At 68.3% G+C, this 20,065-nt stretch carries 18 protein-coding genes; 8 read left to right on the top strand and 10 right to left on the bottom strand.

Going from position 1 to position 20,065, the window contains the following annotated elements; all coding sequences use genetic code 11:
- The first annotated feature begins 15 nt into the window (after nt 1-15).
- From exbB to ACLD02_RS13290, 3 genes are read left to right on the top strand one after another with little or no spacing between them, the layout of a single operon-like run.
- A complete protein-coding gene (exbB, locus tag ACLD02_RS13280; RefSeq protein ID WP_410298898.1) occupies nt 16-927 on the top strand; it encodes a tonB-system energizer ExbB in 912 nt (303 codons plus the stop codon).
- Nucleotides 928-930: 3 nt separating this feature from the next.
- The gene (exbD, locus tag ACLD02_RS13285) at nt 931-1,365 is read left to right on the top strand and encodes a TonB system transport protein ExbD (protein ID WP_203105299.1); all 435 of its coding nucleotides are present in this window, start codon (nt 931-933) and stop codon (nt 1,363-1,365) included.
- Nucleotides 1,358-2,299, top strand: coding sequence for an energy transducer TonB (locus ACLD02_RS13290; protein WP_410298899.1), 942 nt, complete (start codon nt 1,358-1,360; stop codon nt 2,297-2,299). Before exbD ends, ACLD02_RS13290 begins: the two co-directional genes overlap by 8 nt.
- Here the strand turns inward: ACLD02_RS13290 and ACLD02_RS13295 are convergent.
- From ACLD02_RS13295 to ACLD02_RS13305, 3 genes are all read right to left on the bottom strand, one after another.
- The gene (locus ACLD02_RS13295) at nt 2,283-5,033 is read right to left on the bottom strand and encodes a TonB-dependent receptor domain-containing protein (RefSeq protein ID WP_410298900.1); all 2,751 of its coding nucleotides are present in this window, start codon (nt 5,031-5,033) and stop codon (nt 2,283-2,285) included. The genes ACLD02_RS13290 and ACLD02_RS13295 overlap by 17 nt on opposite strands.
- Nucleotides 5,034-5,140: 107 nt before the next feature.
- Entirely contained in the window at nt 5,141-6,121 is a 981-nt protein-coding gene (locus tag ACLD02_RS13300; protein WP_410298901.1) for a FecR family protein, read from the bottom strand.
- 56 nt (nt 6,122-6,177) lie between these two features.
- A complete protein-coding gene (locus ACLD02_RS13305) occupies nt 6,178-6,681 on the bottom strand; it encodes a sigma-70 family RNA polymerase sigma factor (protein ID WP_410298902.1) in 504 nt (167 codons plus the stop codon).
- Nucleotides 6,682-6,884: 203 nt separating this feature from the next.
- On the opposite strand from ACLD02_RS13305, the gene ACLD02_RS13310 reads away from it, so the two are divergent.
- From ACLD02_RS13310 to ACLD02_RS13325, 4 genes are all read left to right on the top strand, one after another.
- On the top strand, nt 6,885-7,691 hold the full coding sequence (locus ACLD02_RS13310; RefSeq protein WP_410298903.1) for a cyclic nucleotide-binding domain-containing protein: 807 nt from the start codon (nt 6,885-6,887) through the stop codon (nt 7,689-7,691).
- A complete protein-coding gene (locus ACLD02_RS13315) occupies nt 7,688-8,596 on the top strand; it encodes a LysR family transcriptional regulator (RefSeq protein WP_410298904.1) in 909 nt (302 codons plus the stop codon). Before ACLD02_RS13310 ends, ACLD02_RS13315 begins: the two co-directional genes overlap by 4 nt.
- Before the next feature lie 77 nt (nt 8,597-8,673).
- Complete coding sequence (locus tag ACLD02_RS13320) at nt 8,674-9,726, top strand: putative urea ABC transporter substrate-binding protein (protein ID WP_410298905.1); 1,053 nt, start codon at nt 8,674-8,676, stop codon at nt 9,724-9,726.
- Nucleotides 9,723-10,415: a cysteine hydrolase family protein gene (locus ACLD02_RS13325; protein WP_410298906.1), complete on the top strand. Its 693-nt coding sequence runs from the start codon at nt 9,723-9,725 to the stop codon at nt 10,413-10,415. The genes ACLD02_RS13320 and ACLD02_RS13325 overlap by 4 nt, the downstream gene beginning before the upstream one ends.
- An 18-nt stretch (nt 10,416-10,433) precedes the next feature.
- On the opposite strand, the gene ACLD02_RS13330 is transcribed toward ACLD02_RS13325, so the two are convergent.
- On the bottom strand, nt 10,434-11,135 hold the full coding sequence (locus tag ACLD02_RS13330) for a glutathione S-transferase family protein (protein WP_203105307.1): 702 nt from the start codon (nt 11,133-11,135) through the stop codon (nt 10,434-10,436).
- A gap of 110 nt (nt 11,136-11,245) precedes the next feature.
- Here ACLD02_RS13330 and ACLD02_RS13335 point away from each other — a divergent pair, with 110 nt between their 5' ends.
- Nucleotides 11,246-11,827 carry a TetR/AcrR family transcriptional regulator gene (locus ACLD02_RS13335; RefSeq protein ID WP_410298907.1) on the top strand — a complete coding sequence of 194 codons (582 nt, stop codon included), beginning with the start codon at nt 11,246-11,248 and terminating at the stop codon, nt 11,825-11,827.
- 16 nt (nt 11,828-11,843) lie between these two features.
- Here the strand turns inward: ACLD02_RS13335 and ACLD02_RS13340 are convergent, their stop codons facing one another.
- From ACLD02_RS13340 to hemA, 6 genes are read right to left on the bottom strand one after another with little or no spacing between them, the layout of a single operon-like run.
- Nucleotides 11,844-13,181 carry a DUF3999 domain-containing protein gene (locus ACLD02_RS13340; protein WP_410298908.1) on the bottom strand — a complete coding sequence of 446 codons (1,338 nt, stop codon included), beginning with the start codon at nt 13,179-13,181 and terminating at the stop codon, nt 11,844-11,846.
- Entirely contained in the window at nt 13,181-15,964 is a 2,784-nt protein-coding gene (locus ACLD02_RS13345; protein ID WP_410298909.1) for a DUF2339 domain-containing protein, read from the bottom strand. Before ACLD02_RS13345 ends, ACLD02_RS13340 begins: the two co-directional genes overlap by 1 nt.
- A gap of 54 nt (nt 15,965-16,018) precedes the next feature.
- The gene (locus ACLD02_RS13350) at nt 16,019-16,783 is read right to left on the bottom strand and encodes a HesA/MoeB/ThiF family protein (protein WP_410298910.1); all 765 of its coding nucleotides are present in this window, start codon (nt 16,781-16,783) and stop codon (nt 16,019-16,021) included.
- Complete coding sequence (gene prmC / locus ACLD02_RS13355) at nt 16,776-17,597, bottom strand: peptide chain release factor N(5)-glutamine methyltransferase (RefSeq protein WP_203105312.1); 822 nt, start codon at nt 17,595-17,597, stop codon at nt 16,776-16,778. Before prmC ends, ACLD02_RS13350 begins: the two co-directional genes overlap by 8 nt.
- Before the next feature lie 4 nt (nt 17,598-17,601).
- Nucleotides 17,602-18,693: a peptide chain release factor 1 gene (gene prfA, locus ACLD02_RS13360; RefSeq protein ID WP_203105313.1), complete on the bottom strand. Its 1,092-nt coding sequence runs from the start codon at nt 18,691-18,693 to the stop codon at nt 17,602-17,604.
- Nucleotides 18,690-19,964 carry a glutamyl-tRNA reductase gene (gene hemA / locus ACLD02_RS13365; protein WP_203105314.1) on the bottom strand — a complete coding sequence of 425 codons (1,275 nt, stop codon included), beginning with the start codon at nt 19,962-19,964 and terminating at the stop codon, nt 18,690-18,692. Before hemA ends, prfA begins: the two co-directional genes overlap by 4 nt.
- Between the last annotated feature and the right edge of the window lie 101 nt (nt 19,965-20,065).

Raw genomic sequence — 20,065 nt, forward strand, 5'->3', positions numbered from 1 at the left:
CCTTGGGAAGAACGCATGTTGCAACGAAGTCTGGCGCGGCGCGGTGTCGCGCTGTTCGCTTTTCTGTTTTTGCTGATCGGGGCGCCCGCCGGCGCCCAGCCGGCCCCGACGAGCGACGAACCGACGACCGTGACGACCGCCAATGACGCAGCCGGCGGCGACGCTGGCGAGCCGACCGCCGCCCCGGCGCCGGCGGAGAACGCCCAGGCAACGGCGCCTCCAGCCAGGACCGGCGCCGACACCCTGCCCCATGATCTGACGCCGCTGGGCATGTTCCGGCAGGCGGACTGGGTGGTGAAGGCAGTGATGATCGGCCTGCTGATGGCCTCGCTGATTACCTGGATCGTGCTGGTGGCCAAGAGCCGGGAGCTGGCGCTGCTGACCCGCCGCCAGAAGCGCGCGCTGGAGGCGCTGGCCGGGGCGCCGAGCCTGGAGGCGGCGGAGATCGAGCCGCGCGCGGACGGCGCCTTCGTGGCAGCGGCGCGGGAGGAGTGGCGTCTGTCCAGCGGCGCCCTGGACGACCGAGAAGGCCTCAAGGAAAGAGTGGCGGCCAGCCTGGAGCGGCTGGCGGCGGCCAGTGGCCGCCGCGCCAGCCGGGGCACCGGGGTGCTGGCCACCATCGGCGCCACGGCGCCGTTCGTGGGCCTGTTCGGTACCGTGTGGGGGATCATGAACAGCTTCATCGGCATCTCCCAGGCCAACACCACCAATCTGGCGGTGGTGGCGCCGGGCATCGCCGAGGCGCTGCTGGCCACGGCCCTGGGGCTGGTGGCGGCGATTCCGGCGGTGGTGATCTACAACCACTTCGCTCGCCGCATCCAGGCATACCGTGCCTTGGTGGGCGACACCACGGCGGCGGTGCTACGACTGGTGTCCCGGGATCTGAGCCGCCAGCGTCGTGGCCTGGCGGCGGTGGCCGGGGGCTGAGCCATGGGCATGCGCATCGACCAGGACGACGAACTGGCGGAAAACCACGAGATCAACGTCACGCCGTTCATCGACGTGATGCTGGTGTTGCTGATCATTTTCATGGTGGCGGCGCCGCTGGCCACGGTGGACATCAAGGTGGACCTGCCGGCGGCCAGCGCCCCCCCGGAGGAGCGACCGGACGATCCGCTCTATCTGACCCTGGCCGAGGACCACACCCTGACCCTGGGCGAGACCCCGGTGGCCGACGGTGGCCTGGCGGCGGCGCTGGCGGCGGCCAGCGGTGGCCGCGAAGACCCGAGAATTTTCCTGCGCGCGGACAGCCGGGTGGATTACCAAACCCTGATGGGCACCCTGGATCGCCTGCGCGAAGCCGGCTATCTGAAGGTGGCCCTGGTGGCCCGGGAAGGCCCGGGCGGGAGCGCCGGCGATGAATGACCTGAGCCGGCCGGGGCCGGCGCTCAAGCCAGTGGCCCCTCTGGACCTGCCGCCCAGCCTGATGCTGGGCGCCGGCCTGGGGCAGCGCGGCCTGGACGCGGATACCCGCCGCTGGCTGAGTTCCGCGCTGCTGGTAACACTGGTGTACACGGCGCCGCTGGGCTGGTGGCTGTGGCGGGCGCCGCCGCCGGCGATGGACAGCGCCCCGCCGGCGGCCATGGTGGTGGAACTGGCGCCGCTGGCCAGCTCCCCGGCCACTCCCACGGAACTGCCACCGGGCCCTGAAAGCCAGGCCAACCAGGCATCCCGGGCGGCGCCCCCGGAACCGCGACCGGAACCGGAGCCCGAACCGGCCCCGCCGGAACCGGTCACGCCCCCTACCCCTGCCCCGGAGCCTCCGGTCCATGCCGAACCGGAGGTGGCGCTGCCCGAACCGGAGCCTCAGCCGGAGCAAGAAAAACCTCAGCCCGAATCGGAGCCGCAACCGACCGAACAAGCGGCACAACCGCCCTCCCCTGAAAAAGCATCCCGGGACGCCATGGCCTCAACCGCCAGCGCGCCGCCGGATGCCGCCCGGCAATCGGAGCAGGCGGCGGCGCCCCGCCAGGGCATGCAGCGCCCGATGGCCGATCTCAACCAGGTGCCAAGCTGGCGCGACGCCCTGCTGCGCCGACTCGCCGAGGCCAAGCGCTATCCTTCACGGGCGCAGCGATTACGCCAGGAAGGTGTCAGCTATCTTCGTTTCGAGACCAACATGGAAGGCCGGGTACTGGCCGCCAGCATCACCCGTGGTTCCGGCTACGAACTGCTGGACAGGGAAACCCTGGCGCTGATCCACCGCATCGAACCGCTGCCGCGCCCGCCCAAGGAACTGGCCGGGCAACGGCTGGAGTTCGTGGTGCCAGTGGAATTCTTCCTCAGTAACTCACGGTGACACCGAGCCGGGCGGTGCGGCCCGGCGCCGGCACCATGCCCAGGCTCAGGGCGTCCAGGTAATACTCGTCGGTGACATTGTCCACGTTGAAATCCACGGACAGGGTGTCGTTGGGCGTCCAGGTCACGAACGCATCCAGGATCGAATATTTGTGCCAGGGAATCGGGCGCGCGAAGCGACCGGCGGTTTGGTCGTTGTATTCCGGCACCCGGTTGCGGGCGCCCATCCAGGTGTTGCGCGCGCCCACTTCCAGAGTACGGTCGAACAGGCGGAAGCCGAGGGTGGCGTTGGCCTGCCATTTGGGTGGAATCATGTTGTTGATGTAGCTGCTCGCCACCCCGTAGTCGGTGCAGCGCTGGCGGCGGTAGCTGCCTTCATGGCACAGCTCGATGTCGTTGTAGCGGGTGCCGCCAAGTTCGGTGTAGACCCAGCCCAGATCGTATTCCAGCGACATCTCCAAGCCGTGGAATTCCACGCTTTCCAGGTTCTGGATGCGGAACAGGGCGCCATTTTGCCCGATGCTGGTGTCGTCCCAGGTGTTGGGGATGGTACGGGTGATGTAGTCCTCGGTGCGGTTCTCGAAGTACGCCAGTTTGAAACGCAGCGCGTCGCCGCCGGCGAACAGGTCGTCCTTGAGGATGTTCATGCCCACCTCCTTGTTCTTGGCGCGCTCCGGCTTGATGCGCTGGCCAGGCACCGCCGCCACGGAAAAGCCGGTGGTGGTCTCGAACAGGCTCGGCATGCGCAAGGCCTCGGAATACTTGGCGAAGAACTGCAGCCCGCGCAGCGGCTCCCACAACAGGCTGGCCATGGGGGCCGAGCCGGAACCGCTGAAATCGTTGTACAGCGGGTCGCATTCCCCGTCGCCGTCACCGTCCACGCAGAAGTCGCTGTCCGGGTCATTGACCTCGGTGGGCCGGCGGTCGCCGGAGTCGTAGCGGGTGTAGCGGATGCCGGCGTCCAGGGTGAGGGTGGGCACGAAGGTCCACTTCATGGCCAGGAAGCCGCTGGTTTCCTCGCGCTCTCCGTCGCGCAGGCCGAAGCCGTTGCCGTCCTCATCCCGCTTGGGTTCCACGTCCTCGCGCTGCCAGGCGAGCCCGTAGCGGAACTGCAGGTCGCCCAGGCTCGCTATCGAGGTGGTGTTGCTCACGTCGCCGCCCCAGCGCTGATAGATCTCCGTCCCGGGCCGCCCGTTGAGCAGTTCCAGCATTTCGTCGGAGTAGCTGTTGTTGCGGCTTTCGGTATCGGTGTGCCAGAGGTGGGTGTCCAGATCCAGCCAGTCATTATCGAACGGCTGCCACTGGTAGCGCGCGGTGTAGGTGTTGGCGGTGACCTGGGAGGCCCGGGTCTGCTTGATACGGCCCAGCCACAGCAGCTCCGAGGGCATCAGCTCTCCATATTCGCTGTCGTAACGCAGGTAGCTGAGATCCAGGGTGTGTTCATCGCTGGGGTAAAGTCGCGTCTTGAGCAGCACGGACTCACTTTCAAAGTGGGTATTCACCACCTCCTCGCCACCACGAACCCGCGAGGCGCCGTCCACCTCCGGGCGGATCTCGGTATAGAAGCCCCGGTCGATGCGGTCGGACAAATCCAGGGTCGGCGTGGGGCCGTGCTCACCGGCGAAGTAGTTGCCCTGGCGGCGCTGGGCATAGGCGGCCACCAGGTCGGCACCGGCTAGGCGCCGGGTCACCGCCAGGCTGCCGGCATGGCCGTCGAAGTCCAGCAAGCCGGGGCGGTCCATGGAGCCGTCCGGCGGGTAGGCGTTGTTCAGATCGTAGATGCCGTCGCACAGGGTGCTGCCGGCCTGGCAGTTGGTGCGGTAATGGGCAGGCGTGCCCAGGCCACCCACGTTATAGCCCGCCTGGGTACCGATGGGCGCCGGTGAACCGCTATTGTTGCCCACCAGGCTGCCGCGCAGGCGCAGCCCCCAGTCGTTGCCGGGCTTGGCGATGTCGTCGGCGTTCAGGGTGTGCATGCTCACCAGACCACCGATGGCGCCGGTGCCGCTGGCACCCATGGTCGGCCCCTTGTCGATTTCCACGCCGCCAATCAGGTCCGGGTCTATGTAGCTGCGGCTGGTGACGCCGGCATAGCCCCGGTAGACGGTGGTTTCCTGGCGGGCGCCATCCACCAGCACCGGCACCCGGCCCTGGCCCTGCATGCCGCGAATGTTGATGTTGAGCCCGCCGCTGTTGCGGTTCTCCGCCACCAGCACGCCGGTGGTGCCCTTGAACATATCGCCCACGGAAAGGCCCCGGAAGCGCTCGATGTCCTTCTTGCCAATGTAGGCGGAAGAACCGGCGGTGGCGTAGGGGCGATCCGCGGCGGCAGCCTGGCGGGGGGCATCGCCCTGCACCTTCACCGCCGGCAGCATCTGGGCGTCGCCCAGGGCCACCGGGCCGCGCACCACCACCGTGCGGCCGGCGCCGAAATACCAGCTCAGGCCGGTGCCGGCCAGCAACAGGTCAAGGGCCGAAGACACCGGCAGATCACCGCGTACCGGATGGGACCGCTGGCCGCTCAGATCGGCCGCGTCGGCGGAGACCTGATAGCCGGACTGGCGGGAAAAGCTGTCCAGGGCGGCGGGCAGGGGCTGGGCCGGGATGTCGAACCGGGCCTGGCCGACGTCGCCGTCATCGGCGCGGATTTGCGGCGCCAGTAACAACAGAAAAGCCAATAGCAAGGCGAGCGCGGACTCCGGTCCGCGCCCGGTGGAAAAAAAGATTGGTGTCATGCTTCCGTGTCTCCGGATCGCGTATCCTGAATACGACGCATTTCGCGGCGAGTACCGGAACAACGAACGAGGCGGGGCGTTTTTTCAGGGGCAGAGGATGATCGCGATTACAGAACGATGCGCAACAGGGGCGTAATGCGCAAAACCCGGCCACCGTGGGGCTGAACCATGGCGCCCAAGGCGGCATCGATGTCGGTGAGGTCATAGCTGCCGGTGACACGGCGGGCGGCCAGGTCGCCGTCGGCGATCAGGATGTAGCCGGGGGCGTAACGCTCCAGGGTGGCGGCCAGATCCGCCAGGGTCCGGTCCTGGACGAACAGACGCCCCTGGCGCCAGGTGGCGACCCGGTCCGGTGGCAACCGGTAGCGGCGGGCCGCGCCGTCACGGGTCAGGGCCAGTTGGTCGCCGGCCAGCAGGCGGTGCTCGTCCTCCCGGTAACGCACCGCCACCTCGCCGTCGCTGACCGCCACCGCGTAGCCCTGGTCGTCGGCGCGCACATTGAAGGCGGTGCCGATATCCCTGGCCTGCATATCCCCGGCCTGGACCAGGAAGGGGCGCCGGTCGGCGGCCACCTCGAAGAAGGCTTCGCCCTCCAGCAGGCGCACCCGGCGGCGGTCGTCACTGAAATCCGTCGCCAGGGCACTGTCCGCGCCCAGCACCACCTGGCTGCCGTCGCTCAGCGTCAGCGCCAGGGTGTCCCCCACCGGCGTGCGGTAATCCGCCTGCCAGTACCGCCAGGCGGCAGGCAGCACCGCCAGCAGCAGGCAGGCGGCCAGCGCGGAGCCGACCAGGCGCGCCATGGGCGGGTAACGGCGGGCGGCGACGGGCGGCGACGGGTCGGCGGGCCACAGGTCCGGTTCCGACGGTGCCTCGCCGATCAGCTCCCAGGCGCCACGCACCCGCCGCCAGGCGCCGCGGTGCTCGTCATCGGCGTCCAGCCAGGCATCCAGCTCGCGGCGCAGGGCGCGGTTGTCGGGGTCCGCCTCGAGACGCAGCATCCAGTCCGTGGCACGGCGCAACAGCGCGGCATCGGGCCGCGGCGGCATCCCGTCTTCACGGGCGGAGGTGCGCTTTTCGGAAGTTTCCATCTCAGATCCGGACAGGCTGGGCTTCGCGGCGCGAAACCGGGCTCGGGCTCCTCACCCTACTCCAGGGACGCGGCGACGTGCACCACCGCGTTGCGAACCAGGCGGTGCGCGGTGGCCGTGGACACGTCCAGCCGCCGCGCGATTTCCGACAAAGTATAGCCACCGACCCGGTGCATTTCGATGGCGACCCGTTCGCGCTCGGGCAGCTCGTCGAGCACCGCGACCAGTCTCTCGATCCGGTCATGCTGCAGCAGCGTCTGCTCCGGGCTGCTTTCCGCCCGGGGTTTGAGCCACTCCACGGTTTCCTCGTTCTGGTGGCGGCTCTCCATGGCCGAACGGCGCGTCAGGTCGATGGCCAGGTTGCGCACGATACGATACAGGTAGGCGATACCGGAGGTGCTTGGCGTGGCAACCCCGCCAACATCGGGCACGAAACGCAGGAAGGCATCCTGAACCACGTCCTCGGCGCGGGCCCGGCAGCCAGTGATGGAGGTGACATAATCCACCAGGGCGGCCCGGTGATCCAGATAGGCATTGAGCTTGCTATCGGCGTATTTCACGTTACCACCCGATCCATGCGCGCCCCTCTTTGCAAACACCGGCGTTGCGAACACCGGTCTGAAAAAGCCGGCGGATGCCGGCAGCCCATCAATCTAAACAGAAATCATTCTCATTTCAATGCATACTGTTGCGGATTCATCAAGGTGGCACAATGTCTGCTTAGGGTCTGTTCACGCTACGACGCAGTAGAAGGCAGTACGCCATGATTCCCCTGGGTGAACCCACTGACGGACTCACCGGCTTGGCCCGTCAGTACAAACAGCTAGGCCATGAGTTGATGCAGGGCCTGCGCACCACCGCCACCACCCTGCCCCTGGCCGCCGGTCGCGATGCGCGAGACCAGGGCTGGCGCCCGGACCGGCTCTACGTGGTGCGTGGCGGCACGCTGCTGGCCCGCTACCGGGACCGCCGCCTGTTGCTGTGGGACGAAGGCGACGTGATCCTGCCGGACCCGGAAAACGCTCTGGTCCATCAGAGCGACAGCGCGGTGCTGCTGGCCGGCTACGACTACCCGGCGGTGCTCGACGAACTGCTCGCCGAGCCGGCACGGGCGCGCCGTTGGAGCGAGCTACTGATCACCCGCCAGGCCCTGTTCCTGCGGCTGCTGGCCGCACAAATCCCCGAGGATGCCCACGCCCGCTCACACTTCGCCTACTTCCACCCCGGTGACGACATCATTCACCAGGGCGAGCCGGCGGACGGCGTTTTCAATCTGTTCGAAGGGCAGGCGGAGGTGCTGGTGGACAACGTGGTGGTGGGCCGCGTGGGCGCCGGCGAAGTGCTTGGCGCCATCGCCATGCTCACCGGCGCGCCGCGCGGCGCCACCGTGCGCGCGCGCAGCCGTTGCGCGGCGGTAAAGGTTCCGGCGGATCAGTTCCGGTCACTGATCCGCTCCAACCCGTCCATGATCCTGGGATTGTTGACCGACATGGCGCGTCAGATCACCGACCTGAATGGTCAGGTGGTGGCCTTGAACGCACCGCCCCCGGCGGCCTGGAGCACATCATGAACCTGGCCGGTTCCGATCTGAATCTGTTGCGGGTGTTCTTCGCCGTGGTCGAGGCGAACGGGGTCGCCAACGCCCAGGCGATTCTCAACAAGGACTCCTCGACCATCAGCCGGGCGCTGTCGCAACTCGAACAACGTCTCAACGTACGGCTGTGCGAACGCGGTCGGCAGGGGTTCCGGCTGACACCGGAAGGCGCCACCGTTCACCGTCAGGCGCAGCGGCTGTTCACCTCCCTGCGCGGCTTCGAGCAAACCGTGGAGAGCCTGCAAAGTGTCGCCACTGGCCGCCTGAAACTGGGCATCATCGACAATATCATCACCGACCCGGCCTGCCCGCTCCTGCCCGCCCTGAGACGCTTCCAGGCGCCGGACCGGGACCGGGTGAAGCTGAATCTGGAAGTGCTGGCGCCGGAAGAAATGGAACGGCAACTCCAGGACAAACGGCTCGACCTGGCCATCGGCATCTTCGAAAGCCCCAACGAGCATCTGCATTACCAGCCGCTGTACCGGGAAACCGACTACCTTTACGCCGCGCCGGACCACCCGGCGGCGGTCGACGTCGACCGCCCCGACATTGCCCTTGCCTGCTCGCGCATCGTCTCGCGCCGGTTCCTGCGCGAGCAGGAGCTGGCGCTGCTGAACCAGGCGGACCGGGAAGGCATCACCTTCACCGCCAGCCTGGAAGCGGTGGCGGCGTTGATTCTGTCCGGCGCCTACGTGGGATTCCTGCCCGGCCACTACGCCCGGCGCTGGGTCGCCGACGGCGAGCTGGTATGTCTCGACCCGCGCCGCTACCAGCGCGACACGACACTGCAACTGGCCACCCATCCGGACAGCCTGGAGCGCCCGATCATCAAGGACTTCACCGGTCGACTGCTGGCCGGTGAGCCGCCGGCGCGCACGTAAACGTGCGCGATCCGTCATGTTAGGCCCGGCGACGCACCCATAAGCTGGAAACACATTGACCGACGCAAGGAAATGTCATGTTGTTTTCACGCACTTCGAGATTGTGCCTCGCCGCCGCCCTGCTCGCCCTGACCGTGCTGCAACCGGCCCAGGCCCGCGAACGTTACACCGTGGCCTGGACCCTGTACGCCGGCTCCATGCCCCTGGCCTACGCCGACGAAACCGGCATCCTCAAGAAGTGGGGAGACCGCTATGGCTTCGATCTGGAAGCCGTGCAGATGAACGACTACATCGAAGCGATCACCCAGTTCTCCCTGGGCCAGTTCGACGCGGTCATCGCCATGTCCCTGGACGCCCTCACCATCCCCGCCGCCAGCGGCGTGGACACCACCGTGATCATGCCGCTGAGCACGTCCAACGGCAGTGACGGCATCGTCGTCCGGGGCAAGGGCAAGACCGTCGCCGATCTGGAAGGGCTGCCGATCAATCTGGTGGAACTGTCCGGCTCCCACTACATGCTGGTACGGGCCCTGGACAGCGTCGGGCTTGAGGAAAAGGACGTGACCGTGGTGAACACCTCCGACGCGGACATCTCCAGTGTCTTCGAAGCCGCCGACACCCAAGCGGTGGCCACCTGGAAACCACAGCTCAGCGAAATCCTCGCCCAGTATCCGGATACCAGCCTGGTGTTCGATTCCTCGGACATCCACGGCGAACTGCTGGACGTGATGATCGCCCGCTCCGACGCCCTCGCCGACAATCCGGACCTGGGCCGCGCCATCGCCGGCGCCTGGTTTGAAGCCGCCGCCCTGCTGCAAGCCGACCATCCACGGCACGGGGATTTCATGGGCTTCACCGCCGCCACCCTGAACACCGACAAGGACGGCGCCCGCAATCAACTAAGCACCATCGATTTTCTGTCCGCGCAGCAGGGCCGCGAGCTGGTTCGTGGCGAAGAGTTCGCCGGGACGCAGAAAAAGATCACCGGGTTCGCCTTCGACCACGGCCTGCTCGGCGACGGCGTGCCGGATGCCGGCTTCGTCGGCATCGAAACCGGACGCGGCACCGTGATCGGCAATCCCGACAACGTCAAACTGCGCTTCCCGACCACCTGGCTGGAGGCGCAATGAGCGGCTTCGCCCCCCTGCCCACCTCGCGGCCCTATGCCTGGCCCCTGGCGGGCCGCTGGGACACCTCGGACACCGCCTTGCTGATGATCGACCTGCAACGGGATTTCCTCGACCCGCGCGGCTATTTCGCCCGGCTCGGCGAGGACATCACCCATGGCCGCCGGGTGCTGGAGCCGGCGCGCCGGCTGCTCGCCGCCGCCCGTCAGGCGGGGCTGCTGGTGATCCATACCCGCGAGGGGCACCGCCCGGATCTCACCGACCTGAACGACACCAAGCAGCGGCGCGCGCAACGGGCCGGCGCCGCCATCGGCAGCGAAGGCCCGCTGGGGCGGCTGCTGGTACGCGGTGAACCCGGCTGGGAAATCGTCGACACCCTGCGGCCGGTGGCCGGCGAACCGGTGGTGGACAAGTGCGGCAACGGCGCCTTCTACGCCACCGATCTGGAGCAACTGCTGCGGCGCGCCGGCATCCGCCATCTGATTCTCACCGGCGTGACCACCGACGTGTGCGTGTCCTCCACCCTGCGCGAAGCCAATGACCGGGGCTTCGACTGCCTGGTGCTGGAAGACGTCTGCGGTGCCGCCCGGCCGGAGCTGCACGAGGCGGTTTTCCGGGGACTGGAACGCGAAGGCGGTATTTTTGGTGCCTTCGCGAACAGCGCCGATCTGCTCGCCACGCTCGACCGCTAACCCGACCGCGTCCTGCCTTCAGGTCGCCGGGTAGTTGGACGGAAACAAAGCACGCAGAGCCTGCTCGTCCATCTCCGTTTTGAAATCGTGGCGGGTGTCCAGAGCCTTGGCCCGGGCCGCCGCTGGACGCGCGTCCACGCGCTGGTAAAGCGCGTGCAGACGCGGCCAGGCGGCCAGCGGATCGTCGTCGCCGGGCAGCACTCTCGGTGCCCGTTCCAGCCAGCCCCAGGCGGACATATCAAGAATCGAGTACTGGTCACCGAGCAGGTACTCGCGCCCTTCCAGGCGTTCCTCCAGAACCTGGTAATGCCGCTGCACTTCGCGCCGGTAGCGGTTCACCGCGTACTCCAGTCGCTCCGGCGCCGCGTGCTGAAAGTGCACCGCCTGGCCGGAGAACGGGCCCAGCCCGGACGCGATGAAGAACAACCAGGACAGCAGCTCCGGGCGATCCCCGGGGCGGCCCAGGAACTGGCCGCTCTTCTCACCCAGGTACAACATGATGGCGCTGGAATCGAACAGCCGGGCCGGGGCGCCATCCGGCCCGTCATGATCGACGATGGCCGGCACCTTGTCGTTGGGATTGATGGCATGGAAGGCCGGCTCATGCTGCTCGCCCTTGCGAGTATCCACCGGCTTGAGCCGGTATGGCAGGCCGGTCTCCTCCAGCATCAGGGCGACCTTGGCGGGGTTCGGGGTGGGATGGAAATAGAAATCGATCATGGGGCCTCCCGGGCCGTCGGCATTCGATGTGTTTTGTAACGACCGTTCTAGAATAGACAGAACGGCATCGCCATGCCACTCTTCAGCCACCCCATGAGAACGGAGCGACCATGGCCCGGCCCCGACAATTCGACGAATCCGAGGTACTGGACGCGGCCACCCGCTGCTTCTGGCGGCACGGTTATCAGGCCACCTCGATGCGCGATCTGGCCGCCGAAACCAACCTCACCGGCGCCAGCCTGTACAACGCCTTTGGCGATAAACGGGCCCTCTACCGGCGGGTGCTGGCGCATTACGCCCGGCACGGCTCGCTGCAACGCATCGGTGAGCTGGAGGGCACCCTGCCCCCGGCCCGCGCGATCCGGGTGTTTCTGCAGGACATCATCGAGCGCTCCCTGGACGATCAGGATCATAAGGGCTGCTTGCTGGTGAATTCGGCGCTGGAACTGGCGCCGGAGGATGAGGAGCTGCAACAGGCGGTCAACGAACAACTGGCCGAGCTGGAAGCGTTTTTCTGGCGCTGCGTGCGCGCCGGGCAAAAGGACGGCAGCATCTCCGACCAGCGCCCGGCCCGGGAGCTGGCCCGTTTTCTGCTGGGTATTCTGATGGGGATACGGGTGCTGGCCCGCGCTCAACCACGGCGGGCCACCCTGGAAGCGGTGCTACGCCCGGCGCTGTCGGTACTGGCCTGACCGGCGGCGCCGGGATTCAGTCGCGCATCTTGCGCAGCAGCCCCAGCGCCATGACCACCACCAGCGCGGCGCCCAGCAGCAGAATGCCCCACAGCACGATGCGTCGCGTGGGCAGCGGCTCCGGCGCCGGGCGCAGCGCCGCGTCGCCGCCCAGCACCCGCGCCGGCCGCACCCGCGCCGCCGCCGCCTCCCCGAACCGGGCGCAATCGATCACCTGGGCCGGCGGCGCCGTGCCACTGCCGTAGGCGAGCAGGAAAGGCCCTTCGCCCTGGGCCAGGAACGCCAGATCCAGGGGCACGTACCCCAATTCCAGAATCACCGGCTCCGGGCCCAGGGATTCGGCGCCGGACAGAATCCGCAAGCGCCAGAACCGGTCCGCCGGCGACGTGGTGGAACCGGTCGGTTGGGTACCGGTCACCGGGTTATCGGGGCCGGAGGCCACGGTACTCTGAAAACGGCGCCGCCATGAATCTTCGGCATCGGCCCGGGAACTCAGCTCCACCCGCAACACCCGGTTGGGGCCGGGCAGACGCAGGCGCCATTGCCGCGCCGTCAGCGGTCGTTCGGCGTGGAACCGGAGCGCGCCATCGGCGTCCGGCTCGCCCATCCGGGCGGCGGCGACCCAATCCAGCGCCGGGCCGTCGCCGGCGTCCGGGCGCGGCAACGCGGAGGCGCCCCGCAACCAGTCCCGGGCGCGCTCATCCAGGGGAATCAGGCGCAGGAAACGATAGCGCCGTTGCGGCAAGGTCACGGTGGCGACCTCCAGGGTATCGTCCTGCACCCGCAGCAGGGTGCTGCGCGATACCACCGTGCGCCACTGGTCCAGGTCGTCGCTGGCGTCCACCCGGATCGGTAATTCGGCGCGGCCTTCCGGCGAGCGCCAGTGCCAGTCCAGGCGCACGCCGGTGAGCTCGGTGTCCAGATCGCGGGCATCGAGAATATATTCAAACGAACCGGAGGCCGGCTCCGGCGCCTGGGAGGGCGCCTCCCGCCAGCGCATGCGCAGCCCGTCCGCGGTCTCGATGGACAGCCCCGCGCCCGCCGCCTGATCGGCGCGCCCCGCCGGTAAACCATGGACCGGCAGCGGCCGGGCGGTGACCGTCGACGTTGCCGGCGGCGTGCACAGGGCATGCTGCACCACCTGCCCGTCACGATTGAACACGCGCAGGTCGCCCAGATCATCCCGCGTGCTCAAGGCGTACACGGTCTCCGGCAACGGCAGCCGGTAGGCGCTGGCCGGGGCCGATGTCTCCAGCGGGATGCCCTCGGCGAAATCCTCCGGCACCGGCGCCGCCATCACGGTCTCCGCCAGCCCCAGCGCCAACATCACCAGCCCTACGAAGCGACCACGCATCAAGACGACTCCTTTGCTCGCGGCGGCAGCGGCGAGAAGTACCCCACCACCAGCAGCACCAGACCCACGCCGAGGAACGAAACGGTCCGCGCCAGCGTCTCCGTGCCCGCCAGGTCCACCAGAAACAGTTTCACCACCACCACGCCCAGCAACGCCATGCCGGCCATCCACACCGGACGCCAGCCCCGCCGCGTGGCGCTGATCATGGCCGCCAACCCGAGCAGCGCCCAGAACAGCGACAATGCCATCTGAACCGTCACCGAGCGCAGCATGCCGTCGGCCTCCAGCGGTGTGCCCACGCCATAGTGCAACGCCCGTACCAGGGCCGCGCTGAGCCACACAAACGCCAGCCCCACGGCCACCGTCACACCGACGCTCCACCGCCCAGGCCAGGCCGCGCGCCACCAGCCAAGCCCGGCCAGCAGCGCCAGCGCCACGGAGATATCCAGCGGATTGAGCAGCGGCAAATACGGCAACGGCGCCGGGTCCCCGCGGCTGCCCAGATTCATCACGACCACCCAGGCCGCCATCACCACCGCCAGGGGCAGGGCCGCCGGGCCAAGGTAGGCACGCCGGTGATCGCGCCATGGCCACAGCGCCGGCGCGCGGGTGCAAACCACCAACAACAGGGCGGGAATCAGCCCCCAGGCCAGCATCGGCCAGACCCCGGCCAGCGCCTGACCGATCCACCAGGGCACTTCCCCCAGCGCCACCCAGGCCAGCGCCCATACCCCCAGCCCATGGAGCCAGGGCGTCATGCCCGGCAGCCAGGCGCCGGCGTCCTGGTCCCGGCGCCACAACACGCCATGGTAGACCAGCCACAGCAGCGGCCAGCCCAGCCAGGCACCGCGCATCAGCGGATGTTCGAGCACCGTCAACGCCAGCGTTACCAGCACCAGGAAAGCGGCACCCAGCAACGGCGCCAGCCGCGCGCTGGCGGGCCAGGCCAGACGCCGCCCGAGCACGGCGACCAGAGCCGTGATCAACGCCGGCACCGCCAGCAGCCAGCCGGCTTCACCGCCCTCGGAGCCGAACGCGGCCACCTCACGGACCCCGGCAAGCAACGCCCATGAAATCGACCAGGCCAGCAACAACGGCGGCATGACCCGCTCATAGGCGGCCCGCGCCGGCCCCAGGCGGAACAGGAACAAGCCGCTCAGATAACCGGCCGCCGCCAGTCCGGCCAGCGCCATGAAAGCACCGTTGAACACCGGCAAGGTCGCCGGCGAACCGCCGTCATAGGCCCAGGAGAGCGCCGCCAACACCTGCAACAACAGGCCGAATACCCGCGTCAGCCGGCGTCCCTGGCGACCGCCGAGCCAGACCAGCCCGGCGCCTTCCAGAGCCCAGCTCACGGCGGTGGCTTCGCCGGACAACACCAGAGGCACGGTCAGCGTGGCGAAGATCACGCCGAGGGCGGCGAAGGCCTCCGCCATCAATCGCCAGGCCGCGCCCCGGGAACGCCACAACGCCGCCGCCAGCACCAGGTAAAAGACCGCCAACGCCAGGGCGCTCCAGGCCAGCGCGTGCTCGATGTGCCCGACCAGGGAGGCGTGCAGGGTAAAGGCGGCCACCGGCAGGCCGAACACCAGGCTGCCGGAGAGGTAATCGACCCGGTCGGCGGTGCGCTGCCGTGCGAACAACAATGACACCGCCACGTACATCAGGAAGAACAGAATCAGGAAGGCATCGGTGCTGAACAGATGCTCGGGGCCATAGCCGGCGCCACGCCAGAGCGCGCTGACGCCGAAGGTGAACACAAAGCCCACCAGGTTCAGCGACCGCCAGGCCCGGAACCAGGCCACCGCGAACACACCCAGGTTGAGCACCGTGTAATAGCTGAACAGAGTGATGTGGCTGCCGCCGCCCTCGGAGGTCAGCAGCGGCGCCAGGAAGCCACCGGAGAAACCGATCACCGCCAGGACCAGGGCGTTTTGCGCCACCGCCAGCACCGCCGCCGCCAGGGCCACCACCACCATCAAGGCGAACGCCAGCCCCGCCGGCAACACGCCAAACAGACGGAACCCCACGTACAGGGTCAGATACAACAGGGCGACACCACCACCTTGCAGAATCAAGGCATAGCCCTGATGCCGCCCGCGCAACCGCCAGCCCAGCCCGAGCAGCACCATGCCCAGCAGCGCCACCGCCGCCAACCGGGCCTCCAACGGGAACCAGCCACTTTCGGCGGCGTACTTAGCCAGCAGCGCCGCGCCCACGAACAGCACCAGGATGCCGGCCCGGGCAATGGTATTGCCGTTGCGGAACCAGTCCAGCACGCGCCGAGTGACGCTGGCCACGCCGGAAGGCGGCGCGGCTGGAGCCGAGGAAGGGGTGGACCGGGAAACGGCGGCGGCCTCGTCCGCAGAGGCCGACCGGGCGGCCAGCAGCGCCGTCTCGGGCTCGACGGGGGCGCTGCTTTGCAGCGGCTCGGCCGGCGCCGGGGAGGAGGGCCGGGAGCGCACCGGCGCCCGCGGAGGCGCGCTCTCGCTGGCACGGCTGTCGTGGGGGGCGCTCTCCAGGGTTCCAATGAGTCCCAGAAGACGCCGCTCCGTGGCGCGCACCCGCTCGCCGATCAGCGCCACCAGCACCAGCGTGAACCCGGCCAGAGCGCCCACACCGGCAAACACACAGGCCGACACCAGCGCCACGGTCCAGGAGCCGGCCCAGCCTCCCAGGGCCAGCCCCGGCAACGCCAACAGCAAGGCGCCGCCGACGGCCCCCGCCAGCGACAAAAGCACCGTTGAAAACAATGGCCAGGCCGTCGGTTGCTGGGCCGCCATAATCTGCTCCTTGCCCGTCATTCCCATCCCTCTGATTGAATACGATACGGCGGCTTATGTCCGGGAGCGAGCGCACACCGGGCAATGCGGGTCCTTGCGAAATGCCATCTCGCGCCAGGACAGGGTGCGGCCGTCGAACAGCCGCAGGCGCGGCGCCACCGGCTTGCCGGTGAGCAGATGCAAAGCGAGCAGCGCCTGCAGGGTGCCGATGGTGCCCACCACCGGGCCGAGGATACCCGCCTCGCTGCAGGCCAGGTCGCCGTCGGTGCCATCGCCGTAGACGCAGGCATAACAGGCGCTGTCCGGGTCGCGCAGATCGAAGGCGGCGAGCTGGCCATCGAGGCGGATGGCGGCGCCGCTGACCAGGGGTTTGCGGTGGCGCACGCAAGCGGCGTTGATGGCCTGGCGGGTGGCGAAGTTGTCGCAGCAGTCGAGCACCAGATCGACCTCGGGCAGGTGCCGGTCCAGCCAGTCATCGCCGGCCATGGCCGCATGGGGCTCAATCGCCACATCCGGGTTCAGGGCATGGAGCTGGGCGGCCAGGGCTTCGGCCTTGCCCTGCCCCACCTGATCGCCCCGGAAGGCGATCTGGCGGTGCAGGTTACTGGTGTCCACCACATCGTCGTCCACCAGAACCAGCCGGCCCACGCCGGCGCCGGCCAGATACAGGCCGGCCGGATTGGCCAGCCCGCCGCAGCCCACCAGCAGCACGGTGGCGCCGGCGATGGCCTCCTGGCCATCCAGGTCGAAGTCCGCCACCAGCAGTTGCCGGCTGTAGCGCAGGAGTTGGTCGTCGTTAAACGGTTGTTGGTCAGACATGGCCCAAGGTTACCCTGTCGTTGCCGCCCAGGTCCTGGCGGGTGGTGACATTGTGAAAGCCGTGGTCGGCAAGCAGCCGGCGCACCGGTGAGCCCTGATCGTGGCCGTGTTCCAGCATCAACCAGCCACCGTCGGCGAGCCGCTCGCGTGCCTGGGCGGTGATCACGCGCAGGTCCGCCAGGCCACGATCATGGGCGGCCAGGGCCGAGCGTGGCTCGAAACGTACGTCGCCCTGCTCCAGGTGGTGATCGTCCGGGTCCACGTAGGGCGGGTTGCTGACGATCAGATCGAAAGGGCCGGCCAGGGCTTCCAGCCAGTCACCACGCAGCAGGGTCACGGTGGCGCCGAGGGCCTCGGCGTTGTCCCGGGCCACCGCCAGGGCGGCGGCGCTGGCGTCGGTGAGGGTGACCCGCCAAGCGGGCCGCTCCAGGGCCAGGCTGAGGCCCACGGCGCCGGTGCCGGTGCCCAGGTCCACCACCCGGGCCGGGCCATCCGCCATGATCTCCAGCGCCGCTTCCACCAGGGTTTCGGTGTCCGGGCGGGGGATCAGGGTGGCGGCGGACACCGCGAAACAGCGGCCGAAGAATTCCCGTTCACCGGTCAGGTGCGCCACCGGCTCGCCGGCGGCGCGGCGTTTCACCAGCAGCTCGAACAGCCGTTGCTGGTCGCCATCCAGTTGTTTTTCCGGCCAGGTATAGAAGTAGCTCCGGTCGCGGCCCAGTACCCGGCCGAGTAGCAGTTCCGCGTCCAGGCGCGGGCTCGGCGACGCGCTCAGGGCGTCCCGGGCCGAGCGCAACGCCTCGTCGATGCGCACGGCGTCAGCCCTGGCCCTCGGCCAGGGCCGCCAGTTGCTCCGCCTGGTGCTCGGCGAGCAGCGCGCCCACCACCTCGTCCAGGTCGCCGGCGACGATTTCGTTGAGCCGGTACAGAGTCAGATTGATGCGGTGGTCGGTGAGCCGGCCCTGGGGGAAGTTGTAGGTGCGGATGCGCTCGGAGCGATCGCCGGAGCCGACCAGGGATTTACGTTCCGCCGCCTGTTCGGCGTGGGCGGCGGTTTCCCGCGCGTCGAGCAGCTTCGCCTTCAGCAGCGACATGGCCTTGGCCTTGTTCTTGTGCTGGCTGCGTTCGTCCTGGCATTCCACCACCACGCCGGTGGGCAGGTGAGTAATGCGCACCGCCGAGTCGGTGGTGTTGACGTGCTGGCCGCCGGCGCCGGAGGAACGGTAGGTGTCGATGCGCAGATCCTCGTTGCGGATCTCTATGTCGCCGGCCTCTTCCGCCTCGGCAAGGATCGCCACGGTGCAAGCGGAGGTATGAATGCGGCCCTGGGATTCGGTGGCCGGCACCCGCTGCACGCGGTGGGCGCCGGACTCGAATTTCAAGCGTGAATAAACACCATCACCGGCGATGCGCGCGATCACTTCCTTATAACCACCGTGCTCACCTTCGCTGGCGCTCACCACTTCCACCTTCCAGCCCATGTGGTCAGCGTAGCGGGAATACATGCGGAACAGATCGCCGGCGAACAGAGCGGCTTCGTCGCCGCCGGTGCCGGCGCGGATCTCCAGGTAAACGCCGGCGCTGTCACGGGGGTCCTTGGGCAGCATCAGGCGCTGCAGTTCTTCGTCCAGCTCCTGCAGGCGTTGCTCGCCCTCACGCACTTCCTCGGCGCCCATCTCACGCATGTCCGGGTCGCTGTCGTCGAGCAGGGCGCGGGCGGTGTCCAGGTTCTCGGCGGTGGCGCGGTACTCCCGGTATCCCTTGATCACCGGTTCCAGCTCGGCGTATTCCTTGGACAGGGCGCGGAAGCGGTTCTGGTCGGCGATCACGTCCGGGTCCGCCAGCAGGCCGCTGATTTCCTCGAACCGCTCGACCAGCTTTTGCAGTTTGTTTTCCAGTGACGCCTTCATGATTCCTCGCTGGACGCCTCGCCGTCCTGATCAAGCAGAATTTCCCGGGCCATCAGCAACGCCTCGGCACGGTCCTCCGCGGCCAGCCGGCGCAGGGTAACGCTGGGCCGGTGCAACCATTTGTTCACCAGGCTGTGCTTGAAGCGGCGTAGCACGTCCTCCGGGTCGGCGCCCTGCCGCAGTTGCGACAGAGCGCGCTCCAGTTCCTGGTCGGCCAGCTCGGTGCGCTGCCGCCGATAATCGCGCAACACGCCCACGGCGCGCTTCTCGCGACGGCTGCGGTGATGCTGACGCACCGCTTCGGCGATCAGCTCGCCGGCTTCCTCGGCGGCCTGCTGGCGGGCGCGCACGTTCTCCTGGATCGCTTCCTGCAAGTGGTCGACGGTATACAGATAGACGTCATCCATCTCACCCACCTCCGGTTCAATGTCCCGGGGCACGGCGATATCGACCATGAACATCGGCTTGTGGCGGCGGCGCTTGAGGGCGCTTTCCACGGTGCCCTTGCCGAGAATCGGAATGGGCGCGGCGGTGCAGGCGATCAGGATGTCGGCGTGCTCCAGGGCCACCGGCAATTCTTCCAGGGTGATGCCCCGGCCCCCCACCTCGGCGGCCAGAGCCTCGGCGCGCTCGGCGGTGCGGTTGGCGATCACGATCTCGCGCACCTGCTGTTCCGCCAGATGCCGGGCCACCAGTTCGATCATTTCGCCGGCGCCAATCAGCAGCGCCCGGCTTTTCTTCAGGTCGGCGAAGATATGCCGCGCGAAGGACACCGCCGCGTAGGCCACCGACACCGGATTGGCGCCGATGCCGGTTTCCGTGCGAATGCGCTTGGCCGCCGAGAATACGTCCTGGAACACCCGGCCCAGCTCGCTATCGATCAGGCCCGCCTCGTGGGCACGGGCGTAGGCGTCGCGCATCTGACCGAGAATCTGCGGCTCGCCCAGCACCAGGGAATCCAGACCACCGGCCACGCGCATCATGTGCTCCAGGGCTTGATCGCCCCGGTGCAGATACACCGCCGGGCGCAGCCGCTCGAGGGACAGGCCGCGCTCGCCGGACAGCCAGCCGGCCAGGTCCGGCGGTTCGCCGTCCACCAGGCAATACAGCTCGGTGCGATTGCAGGTGGACAGCAACGCCGCTTCGCGCACGCCGGACAATTCGCGCAGCCGGGCCAGCGCCCGCTCGGCCTGATCGGCGGAGAACGCCAGTTGCTCGCGCAACTCCACGTCCGCGGTGGTGTGATTAACGCCGGCAGCGATGAGCTTCATAGGAAATGACGACGACCCGATGGGATATGTCCCAGACACGCGCAAGGGTGTCGCATTTTGCGCGAAACAGCCCTTTAAAACAATGTGCTACGGGAGCCGGC

Source organism: Alloalcanivorax sp. C16-2 (assembly GCF_046507615.1).
Classification (GTDB): domain Bacteria; phylum Pseudomonadota; class Gammaproteobacteria; order Pseudomonadales; family Alcanivoracaceae; genus Alloalcanivorax; species Alloalcanivorax marinus_A.

Bases quoted from the DNA above. Each gene is read 5' to 3' on its own strand.
- exbB (WP_410298898.1), top strand. From the start codon at position 16: ATGTTGCAACGAAGTCTGGCGCGGCGCGGTGTCGCGCTGTTCGCTTTT.
- exbD (WP_203105299.1), top strand. From the start codon at position 931: ATGGGCATGCGCATCGACCAGGACGACGAACTGGCGGAAAACCACGAG.
- ACLD02_RS13290 (WP_410298899.1), top strand. From the start codon at position 1,358: ATGAATGACCTGAGCCGGCCGGGGCCGGCGCTCAAGCCAGTGGCCCCT.
- ACLD02_RS13295 (WP_410298900.1), bottom strand. From the start codon at position 5,033: ATGACACCAATCTTTTTTTCCACCGGGCGCGGACCGGAGTCCGCGCTC.
- ACLD02_RS13300 (WP_410298901.1), bottom strand. From the start codon at position 6,121: ATGGAAACTTCCGAAAAGCGCACCTCCGCCCGTGAAGACGGGATGCCG.
- ACLD02_RS13310 (WP_410298903.1), top strand. From the start codon at position 6,885: ATGATTCCCCTGGGTGAACCCACTGACGGACTCACCGGCTTGGCCCGT.
- ACLD02_RS13315 (WP_410298904.1), top strand. From the start codon at position 7,688: ATGAACCTGGCCGGTTCCGATCTGAATCTGTTGCGGGTGTTCTTCGCC.
- ACLD02_RS13320 (WP_410298905.1), top strand. From the start codon at position 8,674: ATGTTGTTTTCACGCACTTCGAGATTGTGCCTCGCCGCCGCCCTGCTC.
- ACLD02_RS13325 (WP_410298906.1), top strand. From the start codon at position 9,723: ATGAGCGGCTTCGCCCCCCTGCCCACCTCGCGGCCCTATGCCTGGCCC.
- ACLD02_RS13330 (WP_203105307.1), bottom strand. From the start codon at position 11,135: ATGATCGATTTCTATTTCCATCCCACCCCGAACCCCGCCAAGGTCGCC.
- ACLD02_RS13335 (WP_410298907.1), top strand. From the start codon at position 11,246: ATGGCCCGGCCCCGACAATTCGACGAATCCGAGGTACTGGACGCGGCC.
- ACLD02_RS13340 (WP_410298908.1), bottom strand. From the start codon at position 13,181: ATGCGTGGTCGCTTCGTAGGGCTGGTGATGTTGGCGCTGGGGCTGGCG.
- ACLD02_RS13345 (WP_410298909.1), bottom strand. From the start codon at position 15,964: ATGGCGGCCCAGCAACCGACGGCCTGGCCATTGTTTTCAACGGTGCTT.
- ACLD02_RS13350 (WP_410298910.1), bottom strand. From the start codon at position 16,783: ATGTCTGACCAACAACCGTTTAACGACGACCAACTCCTGCGCTACAGC.
- prfA (WP_203105313.1), bottom strand. From the start codon at position 18,693: ATGAAGGCGTCACTGGAAAACAAACTGCAAAAGCTGGTCGAGCGGTTC.
- hemA (WP_203105314.1), bottom strand. From the start codon at position 19,964: ATGAAGCTCATCGCTGCCGGCGTTAATCACACCACCGCGGACGTGGAG.